Origin of the sequence: Labilithrix luteola, assembly GCF_001263205.1 — a bacterium.
Lineage (GTDB): Bacteria > Myxococcota_A > Polyangia > Polyangiales > Polyangiaceae > Labilithrix > Labilithrix luteola.
In genome coordinates this window covers 11,447,052-11,462,346 of the sequence record NZ_CP012333.1, presented here as the reverse complement: position 1 = coordinate 11,462,346, position 15,295 = coordinate 11,447,052, and the positions used below count along the sequence as shown (strand labels likewise).

The window sequence follows — 15,295 nt, the reverse complement described above, 5'->3', positions numbered from 1 at the left end:
AGCATGGCGATCGCGATCGACAAGCTCGCCTGGCTCTGCATCGAGAACCGGAAGGTGCTCGGGGCTCGCTCGCGCGGCAAAGAGCTGTTCTACCTCCCCGGTGGCAAGCGCGAAGCCGGCGAAAGCGACGAGGCCGCGCTCCTTCGCGAGATTCGCGAGGAGCTCTCCGTCGATCTCGTCGCGGGCAGCCTTCGCCACGTCCACGATTTCCAGGCTCAGGCCGACGGCAAGCCGCAAGGAACTCTCGTCAAGATGACGTGCTACCGCGCCGACTTCCGGGGAACGATCACGCCCGCCGCCGAGATCGAAGAGGTTGCCTGGCTCGGCCTCGCCGATGCGTCTCGCATGTCGCTCGTTACGCGCATCATCGTCGACTGGCTCGCAGCGAACGATCTCGTCGACTGACGCCAGCGAGCAAAGTGAGGTCTACCGACAGGTCGCTTTCGGGCTCCTCGCGCGGGCGCTTCTGCGGTCGCGCTGGAGCGCTCGAGGTCGCGAGTGTCTCCATGTGGGATACAGGTTGTGGACTCGACACCACATGAAAATAGCCTTGAGCGTCCGTCGTTCGAGGGCGTGCCGAGCGCCCGTTCGAGGGCGGAACAACGTGATCCACCGGCAATTCGGGGGATCACGACGACCGCCGTAAAATCATCGGCGGCCGATCTTCGCGCTGGCGCAGTTCCTGCTCAAGGGTGCGACCATCGAGATGGAACTTCTTGGAAGCGAAGCGATGGGGGATGGGCGCGTGGTCGGCGGAGCCGGACTGCGCCCTGACGGCGAGGGACTCCCGAACGAGGGAAGCGACCGTTGGCTCGAGGAGCCGACGTTCATCAGTGGAAGTACGAAGGCCCCTGCGCTGGCGTTTCGTCTCACGGTGAAGGAGGGGCCGAACGTCGGCGAGGTGGTCGTCGTCGACGAGGGCTCTTGCCCGGTGTTCGCCGGAACGAGTGAAACCTGCGCGCTCCGCCTGACGGATCGCGAAGTGTCGCGGCGTCACGTGCGATTCGAGATGCGGAGCGGACAGCTGCGCATCAACGACATCTCTTCGACCAACGGCACGATGGTGAACGGACTCCGCGTCGTCGAGGCGATGCTCGCGGGCGGCGAGGTCATCCGCGTCGGTGGAACGACCATCGGCGTCTCGCAGGTGATTGCGCCGATCGAGACGTCCGCCCCGGCCCAGACGTCGTTCGGAAGCTTCTGCGGCGGAAGCCTCCCGATTCGTCGTCTGTACCCGCTCTGTGCAAAGCTCGCGGCGTCCGATGTTCCGGTCGTCATCGAGGGCGAGACGGGCACCGGCAAAGAGGCGCTGGCGGAGGCGATTCACCGCGCCGGCCATCGCGCGAACAAGCCGTTCGTCGTCTTCGACTGCACCGCGGTTCCGCCTTCGCTGCTCGAAAGCGCGCTCTTTGGCCACGAGCTTGGTGCCTTCACGGGCGCCGATAGCACGCGTCGCGGTATCTTCGAGGAGGCCGATGGCGGCACGTTGCTCATCGACGAGATCGGGGAGCTCGATCTCGGCCTGCAATCCCGCCTGCTGCGCGCCATTCAGAAGTCCGAAGTGCGCCGCATCGGAGGCACTCGCTGGCTGAACGTCGACGTTCGCGTGATCGTCGCGACGCGTCGAGATCTGGACGTCGAAGTGGCGGCTGGTCGCTTCCGCGACGATCTCTTCTTCCGCCTCGCAGTCGGTCGCCTCTCTCTGCCGCCGCTGCGCGATCGTCGCGACGATGTCGAGCTTCTCGCGCGGTACCTCTGGGACGTGCACAGCAAGGCGAAGCCGCAGCCGTTCCCCGAGGAGGTGCTCGCTCGCCTGATCTCGTACGATTGGCCGGGCAACGTGCGTGAGCTGTCGAACACGATGGCGCGTCTGGCCGCCTTCGGAGACCTCGCGTCGGGCGAAGGCGGCGAGCTCTTCATGTCGCGCGTGGAGCCCGTGGCCGCGACGAAGGAAGATTACTTGGACGCCATCATCGCCGAAAAGGGGATGTTCTCGGCGACGCGCGATCGTGTGGTGGCCGAATTCGAGCGCCGCTACATCGCCTACCTCGACGGAAACCATCCGAACGAGCAGGCGCGCGTCAAGGCTTCCGGGGTCACCGACAGATACTTGCGACTTCTCCGCAACCGCGCGCGCACCATGCGTGGCTGACCTCCCTCCAGCGAGGAGCCCCACGAGAAGACGCGCCGTGGGCGAGGCGCGTGTACCATCGGGGGGCCATGCGGCCCCTCGACGTTGGAATCATCGGCTCGGGAACGGCAGGAAGCGCAGCGGCGCTCTTTCTCGCCCGAGCCGGGCATCGGGTGACGGTCTACGAACGGGTTCCCGATCCCAAACCGGTCGGCGCCGGGATCGCCGTGCAACCGACCGGGCTGCACGTCCTTTGCCGGTTGCGCCTCTACTCCGACGTGGTGGCGCGAGGATCGAAGATCGATCGACTCTTCGTCGAACGCGCGAACGTGCGCTCTCCGGGCGCGCGCAAGACGCTCTTCGAGCTCTCGTACGAGTCGGCGGGTGAGGGCCTCTTCGGATTAGGCCTGCATCGCGGCGTGCTTTTTCAGTCGCTCTTCGGCGCACTTCGGCGCGAACCGGTGACGATCCGATGTGGTGTGGAGATCGTCGATCTCGCACGCGCGGAACGTTCGATGGAGCGGCGACGCTCGACCTATCTCGTCGACAAGCTCGGCGAGCGACACGGTCCCCACGAGCTCGTCGTGGTCGCCGACGGCGCGCGCTCTCAGCTTCGCGACGACACGAACACGAGCAAGCGCATCGCCAAGTATCCCTGGGGCGCTCTCTGGTTCGTCGGCCGCGATGCTCGGGGCGACGAGCCGCGACATGCGCGCATCTTGCACCAGATCGTCTCCGGCAATCGGCGCCTCCTCGGCATGCTGCCGACGGGGATCGGGCCGAAAGTTCGCAACATAGCAGGACAGTCGGAGCCCGCGCCGGCGGGGCGTCTCGTGAGCCTCTTCTGGAGCGTGCGAGGCGATGAGGTCGAGGCCCTGCGACGAGGGGGCCTTGGGCGATGGAAAGACGAGGTTCGCGCGCTCGCACCGGAAGCCGCGCCGATCGTCGAGACGATCGACGACGTCGATCGATTGCTCTTCGCCGAGTACCACGACGTGGTCATGCACCGCTGGTCCACGCGCAACGTCGTGTACCTCGGCGACGCGGCCCACGCGACGAGTCCGCAATTGGGGCAGGGGGCCAATCTGGCGCTCTGGGATGCGATGGTCCTCGCCGATTGTCTGTCCGATGAGACGCACGACCTGTCACGCGCGCTCGGCTGCTACTCCCGTGCGCGTGAGCCTCATCTCGGCTTCTACCAGTTCGCCACGCGCTGGCTGACGCCGTTCTTCCAGGGCGACGAGGCTGCGCTTGGGGAGTTGCGCGATCTCGCCATGCCTCTCATGGCGAAGGTCCCGCTGATGCGCCGTCTGATGACACTCAGCATGCTCGGCGTCGTCGATGGTTTCGGCGGTCGAACGCTCGCGCTGCGCCTGCCGCGCGAGCCATCGGAGCGCGAAACCCGTACGAGTTCGACGTTTCCTGCCCCTGCGGAACCGACCGATTCGGGCGCGCTTGGCGTTCCATCTCAGCTCGCGCGCGAGCATGGCGCCGAGTCCCGTGCGGAATCTCGTAACCGAGACGCACCACACGCCTAGCGCGCATCCACGAGCGCACCCAAGAAGTGCTCGCGAGACGACGATACGTGCCACATGTGTCGCGTATGTGACGCTGTGGCGAACGTTTTGAGCCCGAAAAGATGCCAGAACGCGACTTGGCTGAGTTCCTTGCCCGTCGTCTGTAACCTAAAAGTTTCTCTCCCACCCCGGCCACGTGATGCCGATGAGGCTTTTTTGGTGGCGTGGCACGAGTGTTGGTAATCGACGGCGACGGGATTTTGCGTTCGTCCTTGGGCGGCGCGTTGGCAGCGGCAGGACACGAGGTCGAACTCGCAGCGTCAGCCGCGTCCGGTGTTCCAGTGGCGAGGGCTTCGCAGCCCGATGCCATCGTGCTCGACGCCGCGTTGCCCGACGCCTCGGGCATCGAGGTCTGCACCGTCCTCCGCAAGGACCCTTCGACGCGTCGCTCGTTCCTCGTCGTCGCCTCGACGAACGCCGACGAAGACGATCGCGTCGCGGCCTTCGAAGCAGGCGCGGACGATTGGATTCGCAAGCCGTTCAGCACCCGCGAGCTTCTCTTGCGGGTGCGTGCGATTCTTCGACGACGCGGTCGACGCCTTCCCGAAGACACGCTCTCGCTCGGCCCGCTTCGCATCGAGCGTGCGGCTCGCCGTGTGACGGTCTCCGAGGAGCGTATCGAGCTGACGCGCCGAGAGTTCGATCTGCTGCTTCGTCTCGCCGATGGTCGAGGTCGCGTGCAGACGCGCGAGTCGTTGGTCGCCGAACTGTGGCCCGACGAAGCTCCCTCGCTTCGCGTGGTCGATACGACGGTGAAGCGCTTGCGCCGGAAGATGGGCCCGTCTGGGGCTTGGATTCGCACGCTGCGCGGCATCGGTTACCAGCTCACTTCGGAAGGGTGACCGCGAGCGCCACTCGGCGCGCTTCCGGTATCGAACGAATCCGTCGCGTCTTGCGTGACCCGCAACGATCGCGAAACATGGCCGAAACATGCACGGCCGTTGGATTGATGTTCGATGGTGAATGCAGGTGATACGGCGTGGCTGCTCGCCAGCTCCGCTCTCGTGCTGATGATGACGCCGGCCCTCGCGCTGTTCTACGGCGGGATGGTGCGGAAGAAGAACGTCCTCTCCACGATCATGTATTCGCTGAGTGCGATTCCGATCGTGACGCTTGTCTGGGTGCTCTTCGGATACTCACTCGCGTTCGGTCCGTCGCACGGCGGTCTGATCGGTGGCTTCTCGATGCTGGGGCTCTCGGGCCTCGTCAACGAGATTCACGGAACCGTACCGTCACTCGCCTTCGTCGGCTTCCAGATGATGTTCGCCATCATCACGCCGGCGCTCATCTCCGGCGCGTTCGCGGAGCGCATGAAGTTCTCCGCGTATGCGCTCTTCATCGTGTGCTGGTCCACGCTCGTCTACGTGCCCGTGGCGCATTGGGTGTGGTCGGACGAGGGCTGGCTCTTCAAGCTCGGCGCCCTCGACTTCGCGGGAGGCACGGTCGTCCACCTCACGGCAGGAGCGTCCGCGCTCGTGTCCGCCATCATGGTGGGCAAGCGCCTCAAGTACCCGCAGGAGCGGCCCCTCCCGCACAACCTCACGATGACGCTGACGGGCGCGGGCTTCCTCTGGTTCGGGTGGTTCGGCTTCAATGCGGGAAGCGCGCTCACGAGCGGGTACCTCGCGGCGCTGGCCTTCATGACGACCCACCTCGGCGCTGCCGGTGGAGCGCTCGGATGGGTCATCGTGGAATGGAAGCACCGCGGCAAGCCGACCGCGCTCGGAATCGCTTCGGGGCTCGTCGCCGGACTCGTCGCCATCACGCCGGGCGCGGGGTTCGTGTCGCCGCTCGCGGCGATCGTCATCGGCATCATCGCTTCGGTCGTCTGCTACATCGCGGTTCTTGCGAAATACAAATACGGTTACGACGACTCGCTCGACGCATTCGGCGTTCACGGCGTTGGTGGTCTGACGGGCGCCATTCTCACGGGGGTGTTCTCGCAGAAGCGCGAGTTCCCCGGCGTGAAGGACGCCGTGGGTGAGGCGGGGCTCTTGGCGGGCAATCCGAAGCAGCTCGCGATCCAGATTCTCGCGTGCGTGGTGTCGGCGCTCTACGCGGCGGCGGTCACCTGGCTGCTGCTCAAGGTGATCGACAAGCTCGTGGGGATCCGTGTGACCGTCGCCGACGAGCGCGAAGGCCTCGACACCACCCAACACGGTGAAGATGGCTACGCGGGCTGAGCGAGGCTCTAACCCTTAGCCCTTCGGCGTGAAGACCAGATCGAAGACGACTTCGACGCGGTCCTTCACGCGGAAGGCCCCCATCGGGCCTTTGATGACGTCCGACCCGATATCGGAGAGCGAGAGCGAGAAGCCTCCGGACGTGGCGACGCTTCCGTCCTCTTCGCGGAGGAGCGCCGTTGCCGAGGCGTCGGTCCGGCGCCCGTTCGGCAAGGTGATCCGGAGGCGGGCGGAGGAGCCCTGGAGGGTGGCTTCGATCGTCAAGCTCGACGATGCTGCCGCGTGGAAAACCTCGCGCTGCATCTTGTCGACGATGTCTCGTCGGTCCGAGCTCGAGAGGCGCGAGGCGTCTACGCGACCGTGCTCGACCACGCCGCCGACCTCGATGCCGCGAAGCGGGGCGGACACGACGGCTGAGCCTGTTCCCGAGGCCGTGCGCGTCGCACTTCCGGACAACTCGCCGCAGACGAGCTCGAGATCGTGGGCAAGGCGCGCGAACAGGCCTTCGGCGAAGGTTTGGATTCGGACACGACTCCGTGATGCGTCGAGAGCGAGCTCGGTCACGAGCCGAGTATACTGCTCACGACATGCGAACGCTCTATGGCTTGCGGCAATCTCCTTGGACCGAACGCGCACGGTGGGCGCTCGACCATCATGCCGTTTCGTACCGCTACCACGAGCACGTTCCGGGGCTCGGGGAAGTGCTCCTTCGCAAGAAGGCCGGGTCTTTGCGCGAGAACCGAGCGTCGGTTCCGCTCCTCGTCGACGGTCGCGACGTGCTCAAGACCGGTGCCGAGATTGCGCGTCACGCCGACCGCATCGGTCGAGGTGCGCCGCTTTTCCCGCGCAGCTCCGAGCGCGACCTCATGCACTACGTGGAGCTTTCGGATCGAATCTCGGGCGTCGGCCGGGCGTACATCCTCCCGCGCCTGATGCGTGACCGGGCCGCGCAGCGCGAGTCGCTGCCGTCGTTCCTGCCCGGTCCGGCGAAGCGGATGCTCTCGCCGGTGGCTGCCACGGCCGCGTGGTTCCTCTCGTCGAAGTATGCGGTTCCGCGCGACGTCGAGCAGGAGATCGAGAAGACACTGAGGCCGGCGCTCGAAGAGGTTCGGCGTTCGCTTGCCGGTAAGTCCTACCTGCTCGGGAGCTTTTCGTTCGCCGACGTTGCGATCGCCTCTTCGCTGCGTGCGCTACGCCCCGAAGAGCGAGCTCCGATCGGGCCGGCGACGCGCGCCATGTGGACCAACGAGCCCGTAGCGAACGCCTTCGAAGATCTCCTCATGTGGCGCGACGCGCTCTACGCGAAGCACCGCTGAGACGCTTCACGAGAAGCGCACGTGCGCGTCGTCGATAGCTTGGAGCACGCGCTGAGCGCGGGCGGCCGTCTTGGCGCGCACGGCGACGAACTCCGCGCGGTCGCGGAGGCCGTCGAACAGCGGGCAGCGATCGAGCCACACGAGGTCGACGAGTCCGTGCGCGTCGGCGCCGTGGAGATCCTTCATCGCGCCCTCCACGTCGCCCGTGGCGAGCTTGATCTCGACGCGTAGCTGGGCGTGGAAGCAAAGGCGGCGCGGCGCGAAGGGGGCGTCGAGCGAGAGCATCGCGTCGATCTTCGGCCGGAGCGCCGGCGAGAGCGTCAGCGTGCTGGCGACCTCGAAGAGGCCGTCGATGCTCGCACGCGCATACGGAGATAGCGCGAGGTCGCTCAAACGGGGAAGAAGTGCCTTGGCCCTCTCCGGGTCGCGGCTCCAGAGCAGCACGCGTGCGCGCGTCATGAGATAGGGCACGAGGTCGCCGGGATGCTCGGGGAAGGGGCCCATCGCCTCTTCGAACGATTCGATATCCGCGAAGAGGCCATAGATGCGGCCGATCGTGTGACGAGCCTGCGAGAGCTCGGGATCGATCGCGAGCGCACGCCGAAGCGTCTCGATGCCCACCTCGGGACGACCTGCCTCTGCGAGCAAGCGGCCCACGGCGTCGAGCGCCTCGACGGCGTTCGGAGAGACGGCGAGGGCGCGACCGAACTCGGTGGCGGCCGCGGCGCTCTCGGAGGCCCCGAGGTGAATGAGGCCGAGAGCGACGCGCGCTTCGGCTTGCGTCGGCGACATGGCGAGCACCTTGTCGGCCACGGCGCGGGCCTCACGGGTGGTCTCGCCGCCGTTGTCTTCGGCGGGCATGATGCGCGCAAGCGAAAGTGCATACGTGCCGCCGATGCGCGGGTCAGACGGCGCTCGCTGCCAGGCTTCGCGGAGCATGCCCACGGCGTGACGCGTGCTCTCGAACCAACCGCGGTGCATGAGGAAGCGGCCGCGCAGATAGAGCTCTTGCGCGACCGAATCGGTGGTGCCCTGACGCGGCTGTGCGGCGTGCTCGGTGGCGAGCGCGCGCGCGATGGCGCCTGCGGCTTCGTCGGCCACGGTGAGCACCTTGGCGGGGGAGCGCTCGAAGCGCCGGGCCCAGAGTTGGAAGCCGTCTTCGACCGTGACGAGGCGGACGGCGATGCGAACGGCGTCACCGATGCGCCGAATCGAGCCGTCGACGACGACGTCGACGTTCAGCGTACGGCCGAGCTCGCGTACGTCGCGGGCAGCGTCGTCCATCTTTGCCGTTTGGCCGCGCGGGCGCACGCGCAGCTCGGGCACCACGCTGAGGAGGTCGACCAGATCTTCGGTGAGCGTCTGCGCGAGGTATTCGTCGTCGGCGGGGCCGAGATTGACGAGCGGCAGGACCGCGACGGTTTTGGCCGACGTCGGGACCTTTCCAGGAGCGGCGAGGGCAGGCGCTGCCTCCTGCACGCGCGACGCGGAGACCGGCGTGATCGACACCGGAGGCAACGTATCGCTGGTGACGAGATTGCCGAGCGCCTGCCCAGCCTCATCGGCGCTGGCGAAGCGGTCTTCGCGACGCCGGGCCATCAGGTTGAGAACGAGTTCGGCCGCGCGCGCGGGAGGTCCGCCACGTGCGTGCGAGGATCCGGCGGTGGCTGCAGGAGCCTCGCCGCGGCGACGGCAATGACGGTCTCACCCGTCCAGGGCAGGCTGCCGGTGAGGAGCTCGAAGATCATGGCCCCGAGCGCATAGAGATCGGCGCGCGCATCGAGGTTGGGCGCGCCTTCGACTTGTTCGGGCGCCATGTACGCCGGCGTTCCGACGATTCCGCCAACGGTACGACCGAGCTCGCCTTCGGACGCGGCGCGCGCGATGCCGAAGTCGGTGATCACGGCGCGTCCGTCTTCGGCGAGCACGACGTTGTCGGGCTTTAGATCGCGATGGAGAACGCCCGCTGCATGCGCCGCCGAGAGCCCCGCGCACACGTCGCGGCTGATGGAGACGACCTCGGCGAGAGGCAAGCGACCCCGGCGCGTCAGAAGCGACGCCAGTCCTTCGCCTCGAACGAGCTCCATGGTGAGGAAGCGGTCCCCGCCGTGCTCGCCGATGTCGAACGTTCGGGCGACGTTGCGATGCGTCACGCGTCGCGCGAGCTTCACCTCACGACGAAAACGCTCCAGCATGCCTTCGGTGGCGGCGAGCTCGCGGCGGAGCACCTTGAGCGCGACGATCTCGTCGAGCTCGCGGTCCCGAGCGCGGTAGACCGTTCCCATCGCGCCGCCACCGAGCATGCCGAGCAGCTCGTAGCGGTTGGCGACGAGCGCGGGCCCGTCCTCCGTCCCGGTGGTGCGGACCTGTCGCACGCTGTCGACCGGAGCGAACTCCGTGTCCCTGCCCTCGGGCGCGATCTTCGAAGCCTCATCGGGCGGATGGCCCATGAGCAGAGCCTATCAGATCGCTCGAGAGAGGTCCTCTCGCGTCGGGTGGCGCGGGTTCGACCGAGGAGACGTGCACTTTGCGCTGAGGAACAAGCTCGTGCGCAGTGGTCGACTTGCCGACGAAGTCGTGACCGTGGCGCTCGCGTGGCGTCGTCGTTCGGGGTGGACAGGATACTGTAGGGGAGTATTGTTCCTGGCGTCCGCCATGCCTCATTCGCCGGAAGAAAAGAAGCGAGTTCTGGGGCGCGTGCGCCGCATCCGAGGTCAATGCGAGGCACTCGAGCGCGCGCTCGAAGACGGGGCCGACTGCGGACCGGTCATGCAACAGATCGCGGCCATTCGTGGTGCCATCAACGGACTCATGTCCGACGTGATGGAAACTCACATCCGCGAGCAGTTCGGGGGCCCCATGAGCGGGGCCAAGCGCGCTGCGAGCGTCGCCGAGATGGTCTCGCTCGTCCGTTCGTACCTCAAGTGACCGTCTCGTTTCGGGGGGGGCCGGCTCATCGACACCGACCTTCAGGAAGTACACCCCATGAAATCACGTGCAGCAGTTGCGTTTGGTCCCGGCAAGCCCCTCGAGATCGTCGAGCTCGACGTCGCGCCGCCGAAGGCCGGTGAAGTTCTCGTCCGCATCACCCACACGGGTGTTTGCCACACCGACGCGTTCACTCTTTCGGGCGATGATCCGGAGGGAATCTTCCCGGCAGTACTCGGCCACGAAGGCGCCGGCGTCGTGGTCGAGGTCGGCGAGGGCGTGACGAGTGTCGCTCCGGGCGACCACGTCATCCCGCTCTACACGGCGGAATGCCGCAAGTGCAAATTCTGCCTCTCCGGCAAGACGAACCTGTGCAGCTCCGTGCGCGCCACGCAGGGCAAGGGCTTGATGCCCGACGGCACCACGCGCTTCTCGTATCAGGGCAAGCCCATTCACCACTACATGGGCTGCTCGACCTTCAGCGAGTACACCGTGGTCGCCGAGGTCTCGGTCGCGAAGATCAACCCCGAGGCCAATCCGCAGCAGGTCTGCTTGCTCGGCTGCGGCGTGACCACGGGCATCGGCGCAGTCCACAAGACGGCCAAGGTGAAGGCTGGCGATACCGTCGCGGTGTTCGGCCTCGGCGGCATCGGTCTCGCGGTGATTCAGGGCGCGCGCCAAGCCAAGGCCGGGCGCATCATCGGTGTCGATACGAATCCGACGAAGTTCGACCTCGCGCGTTCGATGGGCGCCACCGACACGGTGAACCCCAAGGACCACGCCAAGCCGATCCAGGAAGTCATCGTCGAGCTGACCGACGGCGGTGTCGACTTCAGCTTCGAATGCATCGGCAACGTCGACGTCATGCGCGCCGCGCTCGAGTGCTGTCACAAGGGCTGGGGCGAGAGCATCATCATTGGCGTGGCGGGTGCAGGTCAGGAGATCCGCACGCGTCCGTTCCAGCTCGTCACGGGACGCGTGTGGCGCGGCTCCGCCTTCGGAGGCGTCAAGGGGCGGACCGAGCTCCCCGCCATGGTCGAGGCCTCGATGAAGGGCGAAATCGAGCTCGCGCCGTTCGTCACGCACGCGCTGCCGCTCGACAAGATCAACGAAGCCTTCGACCTGATGCACGAGGGTAAGTCGATCCGCACCGTCATCCAGTACTGACAGAGCTCGTGGTGAGCCCGGCATCCAAGAGAGAAATCCCGATGGAACGTATCGAACATCGCGCCAGTTCCGGTGGCTGGCAGGACGTCTACCGGCACGAATCGAAGGTGCTGGGCTGCACCATGAACTTCGCCGCCTACCTGCCGCCGCAGGCGAAGGACGGCAAACTCCCCGTCGTCTATTGGCTGTCGGGGCTCACCTGCACCGAGCAGAACTTCATCACCAAGGCCGGCGCCCAGCGCTACGCGGCCGAACACGGCATCATCGTCGTCGCGCCGGACACGAGCCCGCGCGGCGACGACGTGGCCGACGCCGAGGGCTACGACATCGGCAAAGGCGCAGGCTTCTACGTCAATGCGACGCAAGCTCCCTGGTCTCGCAATTATCGAATGTTCGATTACGTCGTCGACGAGTTGCCTGCGCTCGTGGAGAGCGAGTTGCCCGCCAGCGATCGTCGTTCCATTTTCGGCCATTCGATGGGCGGCCACGGAGCGCTCGTGATCGCACTGCGCAATCCGGGGCGTTACCGAAGCGTCTCGGCGTTCTCGCCGATCGTGGCTCCCTCGCACGTGCCGTGGGGGCAAAAGGCTTTCGGCGCCTATCTCGGCGACGATCGCGAGGCGTGGAAAGCGTGGGACACCGTCGAACTCCTCGGCACGGCCAAAGAAAAGCTGCCGCTGCTCGTCGATCAGGGCGACGCCGACGAATTCCTCGGACGCGAGCTGAAGCCGGAGCTCTTGCAAGCCGCCGCCGAAAAAGCCGGCCACCCGCTCACGCTGCGCATGCAGCCGGGCTACGACCACAGCTACTACTTCATCGCCAGCTTCGTCGGCGACCACCTCGCTCATCACGCGCGCGCACTGCTTCGCTGAACGTCATCCCATGACAGGGAGACGTATATGCGCCAGCCAGATTCGCGAGCCTGAAGTGAGCTTTCGCTACAGGTCGATTTTGATGGACCACCCGTACTCCACGGCACGTGAAAGCACGCCCTCGATGTCGTCGAGGGACTCGTCCATCTCGATCGGATCGTACTGCTCGCCGAATGCGTCTCTGACCCTCCACGAATCGAACACAACCCTGCCATCGATGCCGGCAACGACGTCTTCACCCCTGCAAATCCGGCGCAGCCGCCGAAGCTCCGTGAGGGTGCATGCTACCGCGGGGCCTTCGAGCACGAGCGCTTCGTTGACGTAATCTGGCGAGCCAAACCGGAGCCGCGCGAGAAAGGGAAACTCGTGCTGTCTCGAAAGGGGAAGCGCGTGAAAGGCGGAGAGGAGCGGGCTCGGCCAGACTTCATCCTTCGTAAGTTTGTCATCCGGTCCAAACGCGCTCATCCACTTTCCCATCGCGAACGCCATTCGAACAGAATCGTTCCGATCCCGCCATCCTCCCTGGGAAGGATATCTCGCCCTCTCGTCGGGAGGATGTTCATCGCGTTGCGGCCGGGCACGCCGGAGTACGGAGGAGGTTCGTGAGGAATGAGCCGAGCGCGGTGGAGCGTGAGGCTTCGCCGCTGGTGAAGGCGTCGCCGTTGGTGAGGACGATGGCGGCTGCGCCCGCGGTGCGATCGAGGAACATCGCGGTGCTCGCGCCTTGATCCTCGCCTTCGTGACCTGCGGTCGCGCGCTCGCCGAACGTTCGCAGTTGCCAGCCGAGGGCCTGATCCGGAGCGACGGCAGGGAAGGGTGGGCGAAGCATTTCTTCGACGCTCGTTGCCGAGAGGATGCGCGCGCCATCGAGCTCGCCGCCGCGAAGGATGGCTTGTGCGAAGCGCCCGAGATCGTCCGCCGAGGCGTGCAAATCGACGATGGGATAGAGCGCGTGCGAGGGACGCGGTAGCGGCGTCGTTCCTCGATGCGGGACGGCGGCATCGCTCGGTGGCGCCTCGTAGGTTGCGTGCTTCATTCGCAGAGGAACGAACACGTGCGCTTCGGCATAGTGGGAAAAAGGCTCCCCGCTCGCACGCTCGACGGCAAGGGCCGCGAGTGACACGCCGACGTTCGAATAGCGCATGGCCGTGCCGGGAGCGGCGGCGCTGAAGGCTTCGGTACGCGGGTGGTGCTTGCCGCCGAGGAACACCTCTTCGAGGTGGCGGGCGAGGGGCGTCGTGCGAGGTTCGTGCGCGAGCGGCCCTTCGGGATCGACGATGCTCGCCACGTGCGCGAGGAGCATTCGAAGCGTGATGACCACGTTCGGTGCGTGCGGGCTTCGTAGGCGAAAGGGGAGGTAGATGCTCGCGTCCGCATCGAGGTCGAGCCTCTTGGCTTCGGCGAGCTGCATCACGCACGTGGCGACGATTGGCTTCGCAATCGAGGCCACCTCGAAGAGCGTGTCTGCGGTCACGGTATTCGAAGCTGCGTCGACGGAAGTGTCCCGAACGCCGTCACCGCCCGCCTCGAGAACGCCGTCATGGCAAACGAGCGCATACGCCGCGCCGGGAACGCGCGCGCTCGAACGCATGGCAGCGAGCCTGGCGTTCGTGTTCGCGCGGCTCGTCGCTGACGGGATGGTCGCGGCGTCGTGGCGAGCTGACGAGTCGCTCTTTGCGCGGCACGCCCCGAGGACCAGCGGGGCGAGCGCGGCGAAGGCGACGAGCCAGAGGCGATTCACGGAATACGGTCGGCTGCTGTCCCGTTCGCTCCGGCGCCGGTGGCCGGTCCGCCGCCCTTGCCTGCGGTGCCGTGGGCGAGCGTCGTCGACGTGGTGGTGACGAAGCCGGTGCCGTCTTGGTAGATGGCAATCGACGAACCGCCGGCGCCGCCGCCGCCAGCGCCGCCGCTGCCGCCGTTGCCTCCCTTGGTGCCGGCTCCGCCGCCGCGGCCGAAGTCCATCGTCTCCGTGCACACGCCGGCTCCGCTGCAGAACGTGGTGCACGGCGCCGTGTTCGCTCCCGCAGCCCCTTCGCTGCCTTTGCCTCCCGGGCCTCCCGAGCCGCCGTTGCCGCCGTTGCCGCCGTTGCCGGCGCGCAGACTGGAATCGGAGATTTGCACGTTCGCGTCCCACGCGTAGACCGCGAAGCTGCTTCCGCCGCCCGTGCCCGCGGTGCCACCGCTACCGGGGCCTCCGGCGCAGCCCGGCGTACCGTCGCCGCCGCACGCCGGACCAGTTGCGTTGATTATACAAAGAACGGGGTCGCACGTTCCGCACGACACGCATTCACCGTTGATGCCCGGCCTGCCATTTTGGCCGAACGTGCCGGGGCCGCCGCTCGCGCCGGTGGTGACGGCGTAACCGTCGTTGGTGAAGGTCCCTGCAGCCGCGCCCGTTCCCGGCGTTCCGGCTCCGCCGACGTCACCGGTGCTCGCCGTGCAGCTGGTGGCTCCGTCGCTTCCCGTGGTGCCAGTGCCGCCGCTCATCCCTGCGCCGGCGTGCGCTACTTCGATACGCACGTGGTCGAGTCGAAGCGTTGTCGAGCTGCCGGAGGCAAAGAGGCCGTAGAGCGACTCGCCCATGTCGGAGGGGCTCTTGCTCTCGATTCGTAGCCACTCGAGACCGGCCTGGCCGCCGAGGTTTTTCGCTTCGAACGTGATGTTCTCCGTCGAAGGAGCACGGACGATGGTGGCGTCGGGCGTGACGTCGCATCCGCGCGTCCAAGGTTCGACCGAGAGCGTCCACCCGCCCGAGATCGTGACTCCCTTCGTCAGGATCACGCGCTCGACGTACGTTCCCGTCGCGACGTAGACCGTGGCCTTCGATGCGGTCGCGGCGCGCGCGATGCCGAGAGCAATCGTCTTGCACGGCTCGGCGCGCACGCCGCACTTGGCCGTCGTGGACCCGACGCTCGAGACGTAGACGCCCGTGGCATCGTCGGACTCGACTGCCGTGCAAGCGTCGGGGGCGGCGCCGTCGATGTCGATCGGTATCTCGGCGATGCTTCCGTCGGGAAGCTCGCGGGGGCGATCGATCGTCGGGTCGTCACTGCAAGACGTGGAGATCGGAACCGCAAGAAGTGCACACAAGAAGAAGCGGCGCGTAGGAAAGCGCATGACA

Annotated in this window: 15 protein-coding genes; 9 read left to right on the top strand and 6 right to left on the bottom strand. The window is 66.6% G+C overall.

All coding sequences use genetic code 11. The annotated features are described in order from the left end of the window. The first annotated feature begins 3 nt into the window (after positions 1 to 3). The 5 genes from AKJ09_RS49355 (at position 4) to AKJ09_RS49335 (ending at position 5,891) form a co-directional block, all read left to right on the top strand. On the top strand, positions 4 to 405 hold the full coding sequence (locus AKJ09_RS49355; protein WP_146654826.1) for an NUDIX hydrolase: 402 nt from the start codon (positions 4 to 6) through the stop codon (positions 403 to 405). Between the two features lie 301 nt (positions 406 to 706). Then, complete coding sequence (locus tag AKJ09_RS49350; RefSeq protein WP_146654825.1) at positions 707 to 2,152, top strand: sigma 54-interacting transcriptional regulator; 1,446 nt, start codon at positions 707 to 709, stop codon at positions 2,150 to 2,152. A gap of 68 nt (positions 2,153 to 2,220) precedes the next feature. Next, positions 2,221 to 3,669, top strand: coding sequence for an FAD-dependent oxidoreductase (locus AKJ09_RS49345; protein ID WP_146654824.1), 1,449 nt, complete (start codon positions 2,221 to 2,223; stop codon positions 3,667 to 3,669). A gap of 203 nt (positions 3,670 to 3,872) precedes the next feature. Next, positions 3,873 to 4,550 (top strand): winged helix-turn-helix domain-containing protein, encoded by a 678-nt coding sequence (locus tag AKJ09_RS49340; RefSeq protein WP_146654823.1) that lies wholly within the window; start codon positions 3,873 to 3,875, stop codon positions 4,548 to 4,550. Positions 4,551 to 4,664: 114 nt separating this feature from the next. Then, positions 4,665 to 5,891, top strand: coding sequence for an ammonium transporter (locus AKJ09_RS49335; protein ID WP_146654822.1), 1,227 nt, complete (start codon positions 4,665 to 4,667; stop codon positions 5,889 to 5,891). A gap of 15 nt (positions 5,892 to 5,906) precedes the next feature. Here AKJ09_RS49335 and AKJ09_RS53920 read toward each other — a convergent pair whose 3' ends face one another. Beyond that, positions 5,907 to 6,455, bottom strand: a complete 549-nt coding sequence (locus AKJ09_RS53920; RefSeq protein ID WP_169928604.1) for a hypothetical protein — start codon at positions 6,453 to 6,455, stop codon at positions 5,907 to 5,909. Between the two features lie 23 nt (positions 6,456 to 6,478). Here AKJ09_RS53920 and AKJ09_RS49325 point away from each other — a divergent pair, with 23 nt between their 5' ends. Beyond that, entirely contained in the window at positions 6,479 to 7,207 is a 729-nt protein-coding gene (locus AKJ09_RS49325; protein ID WP_169928603.1) for a glutathione S-transferase N-terminal domain-containing protein, read from the top strand. Between the two features lie 6 nt (positions 7,208 to 7,213). On the opposite strand, the gene AKJ09_RS49320 is transcribed toward AKJ09_RS49325, so the two are convergent. Both AKJ09_RS49320 and AKJ09_RS49315 read right to left on the bottom strand, forming a co-directional pair. Then, the gene (locus AKJ09_RS49320; RefSeq protein ID WP_146654819.1) at positions 7,214 to 8,806 is read right to left on the bottom strand and encodes a hypothetical protein; all 1,593 of its coding nucleotides are present in this window, start codon (positions 8,804 to 8,806) and stop codon (positions 7,214 to 7,216) included. Then, positions 8,806 to 9,657 (bottom strand): serine/threonine-protein kinase, encoded by an 852-nt coding sequence (locus AKJ09_RS49315; RefSeq protein WP_146654818.1) that lies wholly within the window; start codon positions 9,655 to 9,657, stop codon positions 8,806 to 8,808. Before AKJ09_RS49315 ends, AKJ09_RS49320 begins: the two co-directional genes overlap by 1 nt. Before the next feature lie 205 nt (positions 9,658 to 9,862). Between AKJ09_RS49315 and AKJ09_RS49310 the strand changes: the two genes are divergently transcribed. Genes AKJ09_RS49310 through fghA form a run of 3 tightly spaced genes read left to right on the top strand, consistent with a single transcriptional unit; the run spans position 9,863 to position 12,174 of the window. After that, entirely contained in the window at positions 9,863 to 10,135 is a 273-nt protein-coding gene (locus AKJ09_RS49310; protein WP_146654817.1) for a metal/formaldehyde-sensitive transcriptional repressor, read from the top strand. A gap of 57 nt (positions 10,136 to 10,192) precedes the next feature. Further along, positions 10,193 to 11,302 (top strand): S-(hydroxymethyl)glutathione dehydrogenase/class III alcohol dehydrogenase, encoded by a 1,110-nt coding sequence (locus tag AKJ09_RS49305; protein ID WP_146654816.1) that lies wholly within the window; start codon positions 10,193 to 10,195, stop codon positions 11,300 to 11,302. A 41-nt stretch (positions 11,303 to 11,343) separates the two neighbouring features. Continuing rightward, on the top strand, positions 11,344 to 12,174 hold the full coding sequence (gene fghA / locus AKJ09_RS49300; protein ID WP_146654815.1) for an S-formylglutathione hydrolase: 831 nt from the start codon (positions 11,344 to 11,346) through the stop codon (positions 12,172 to 12,174). Positions 12,175 to 12,240: 66 nt separating this feature from the next. Here the strand turns inward: fghA and AKJ09_RS49295 are convergent, their stop codons facing one another. The 3 genes from AKJ09_RS49295 to AKJ09_RS49285 form a co-directional block, all read right to left on the bottom strand. Further along, entirely contained in the window at positions 12,241 to 12,663 is a 423-nt protein-coding gene (locus AKJ09_RS49295) for a hypothetical protein (RefSeq protein WP_146654814.1), read from the bottom strand. A gap of 70 nt (positions 12,664 to 12,733) precedes the next feature. Then, a complete protein-coding gene (locus AKJ09_RS49290) occupies positions 12,734 to 13,915 on the bottom strand; it encodes a serine hydrolase domain-containing protein (RefSeq protein WP_146654813.1) in 1,182 nt (393 codons plus the stop codon). Continuing rightward, positions 13,912 to 15,291 (bottom strand): hypothetical protein, encoded by a 1,380-nt coding sequence (locus AKJ09_RS49285; RefSeq protein ID WP_146654812.1) that lies wholly within the window; start codon positions 15,289 to 15,291, stop codon positions 13,912 to 13,914. The genes AKJ09_RS49290 and AKJ09_RS49285 overlap by 4 nt, the downstream gene beginning before the upstream one ends. Between the last annotated feature and the right edge of the window lie 4 nt (positions 15,292 to 15,295).

Coding starts and splice junctions, on each gene's coding strand:
- AKJ09_RS49355 (WP_146654826.1), top strand. CDS start 4: ATGGCGATCGCGATCGACAAGCTCGCCTGGCTCTGCATCGAGAACCGG.
- AKJ09_RS49350 (WP_146654825.1), top strand. CDS start 707: ATGGAACTTCTTGGAAGCGAAGCGATGGGGGATGGGCGCGTGGTCGGC.
- AKJ09_RS49345 (WP_146654824.1), top strand. CDS start 2,221: ATGCGGCCCCTCGACGTTGGAATCATCGGCTCGGGAACGGCAGGAAGC.
- AKJ09_RS49335 (WP_146654822.1), top strand. CDS start 4,665: ATGGTGAATGCAGGTGATACGGCGTGGCTGCTCGCCAGCTCCGCTCTC.
- AKJ09_RS49325 (WP_169928603.1), top strand. CDS start 6,479: ATGCGAACGCTCTATGGCTTGCGGCAATCTCCTTGGACCGAACGCGCA.
- AKJ09_RS49320 (WP_146654819.1), bottom strand. CDS start 8,806: ATGGCCCGGCGTCGCGAAGACCGCTTCGCCAGCGCCGATGAGGCTGGG.
- AKJ09_RS49315 (WP_146654818.1), bottom strand. CDS start 9,657: ATGGGCCATCCGCCCGATGAGGCTTCGAAGATCGCGCCCGAGGGCAGG.
- AKJ09_RS49310 (WP_146654817.1), top strand. CDS start 9,863: ATGCCTCATTCGCCGGAAGAAAAGAAGCGAGTTCTGGGGCGCGTGCGC.
- AKJ09_RS49305 (WP_146654816.1), top strand. CDS start 10,193: ATGAAATCACGTGCAGCAGTTGCGTTTGGTCCCGGCAAGCCCCTCGAG.
- fghA (WP_146654815.1), top strand. CDS start 11,344: ATGGAACGTATCGAACATCGCGCCAGTTCCGGTGGCTGGCAGGACGTC.
- AKJ09_RS49295 (WP_146654814.1), bottom strand. CDS start 12,663: ATGGCGTTCGCGATGGGAAAGTGGATGAGCGCGTTTGGACCGGATGAC.
- AKJ09_RS49285 (WP_146654812.1), bottom strand. CDS start 15,291: ATGCGCTTTCCTACGCGCCGCTTCTTCTTGTGTGCACTTCTTGCGGTT.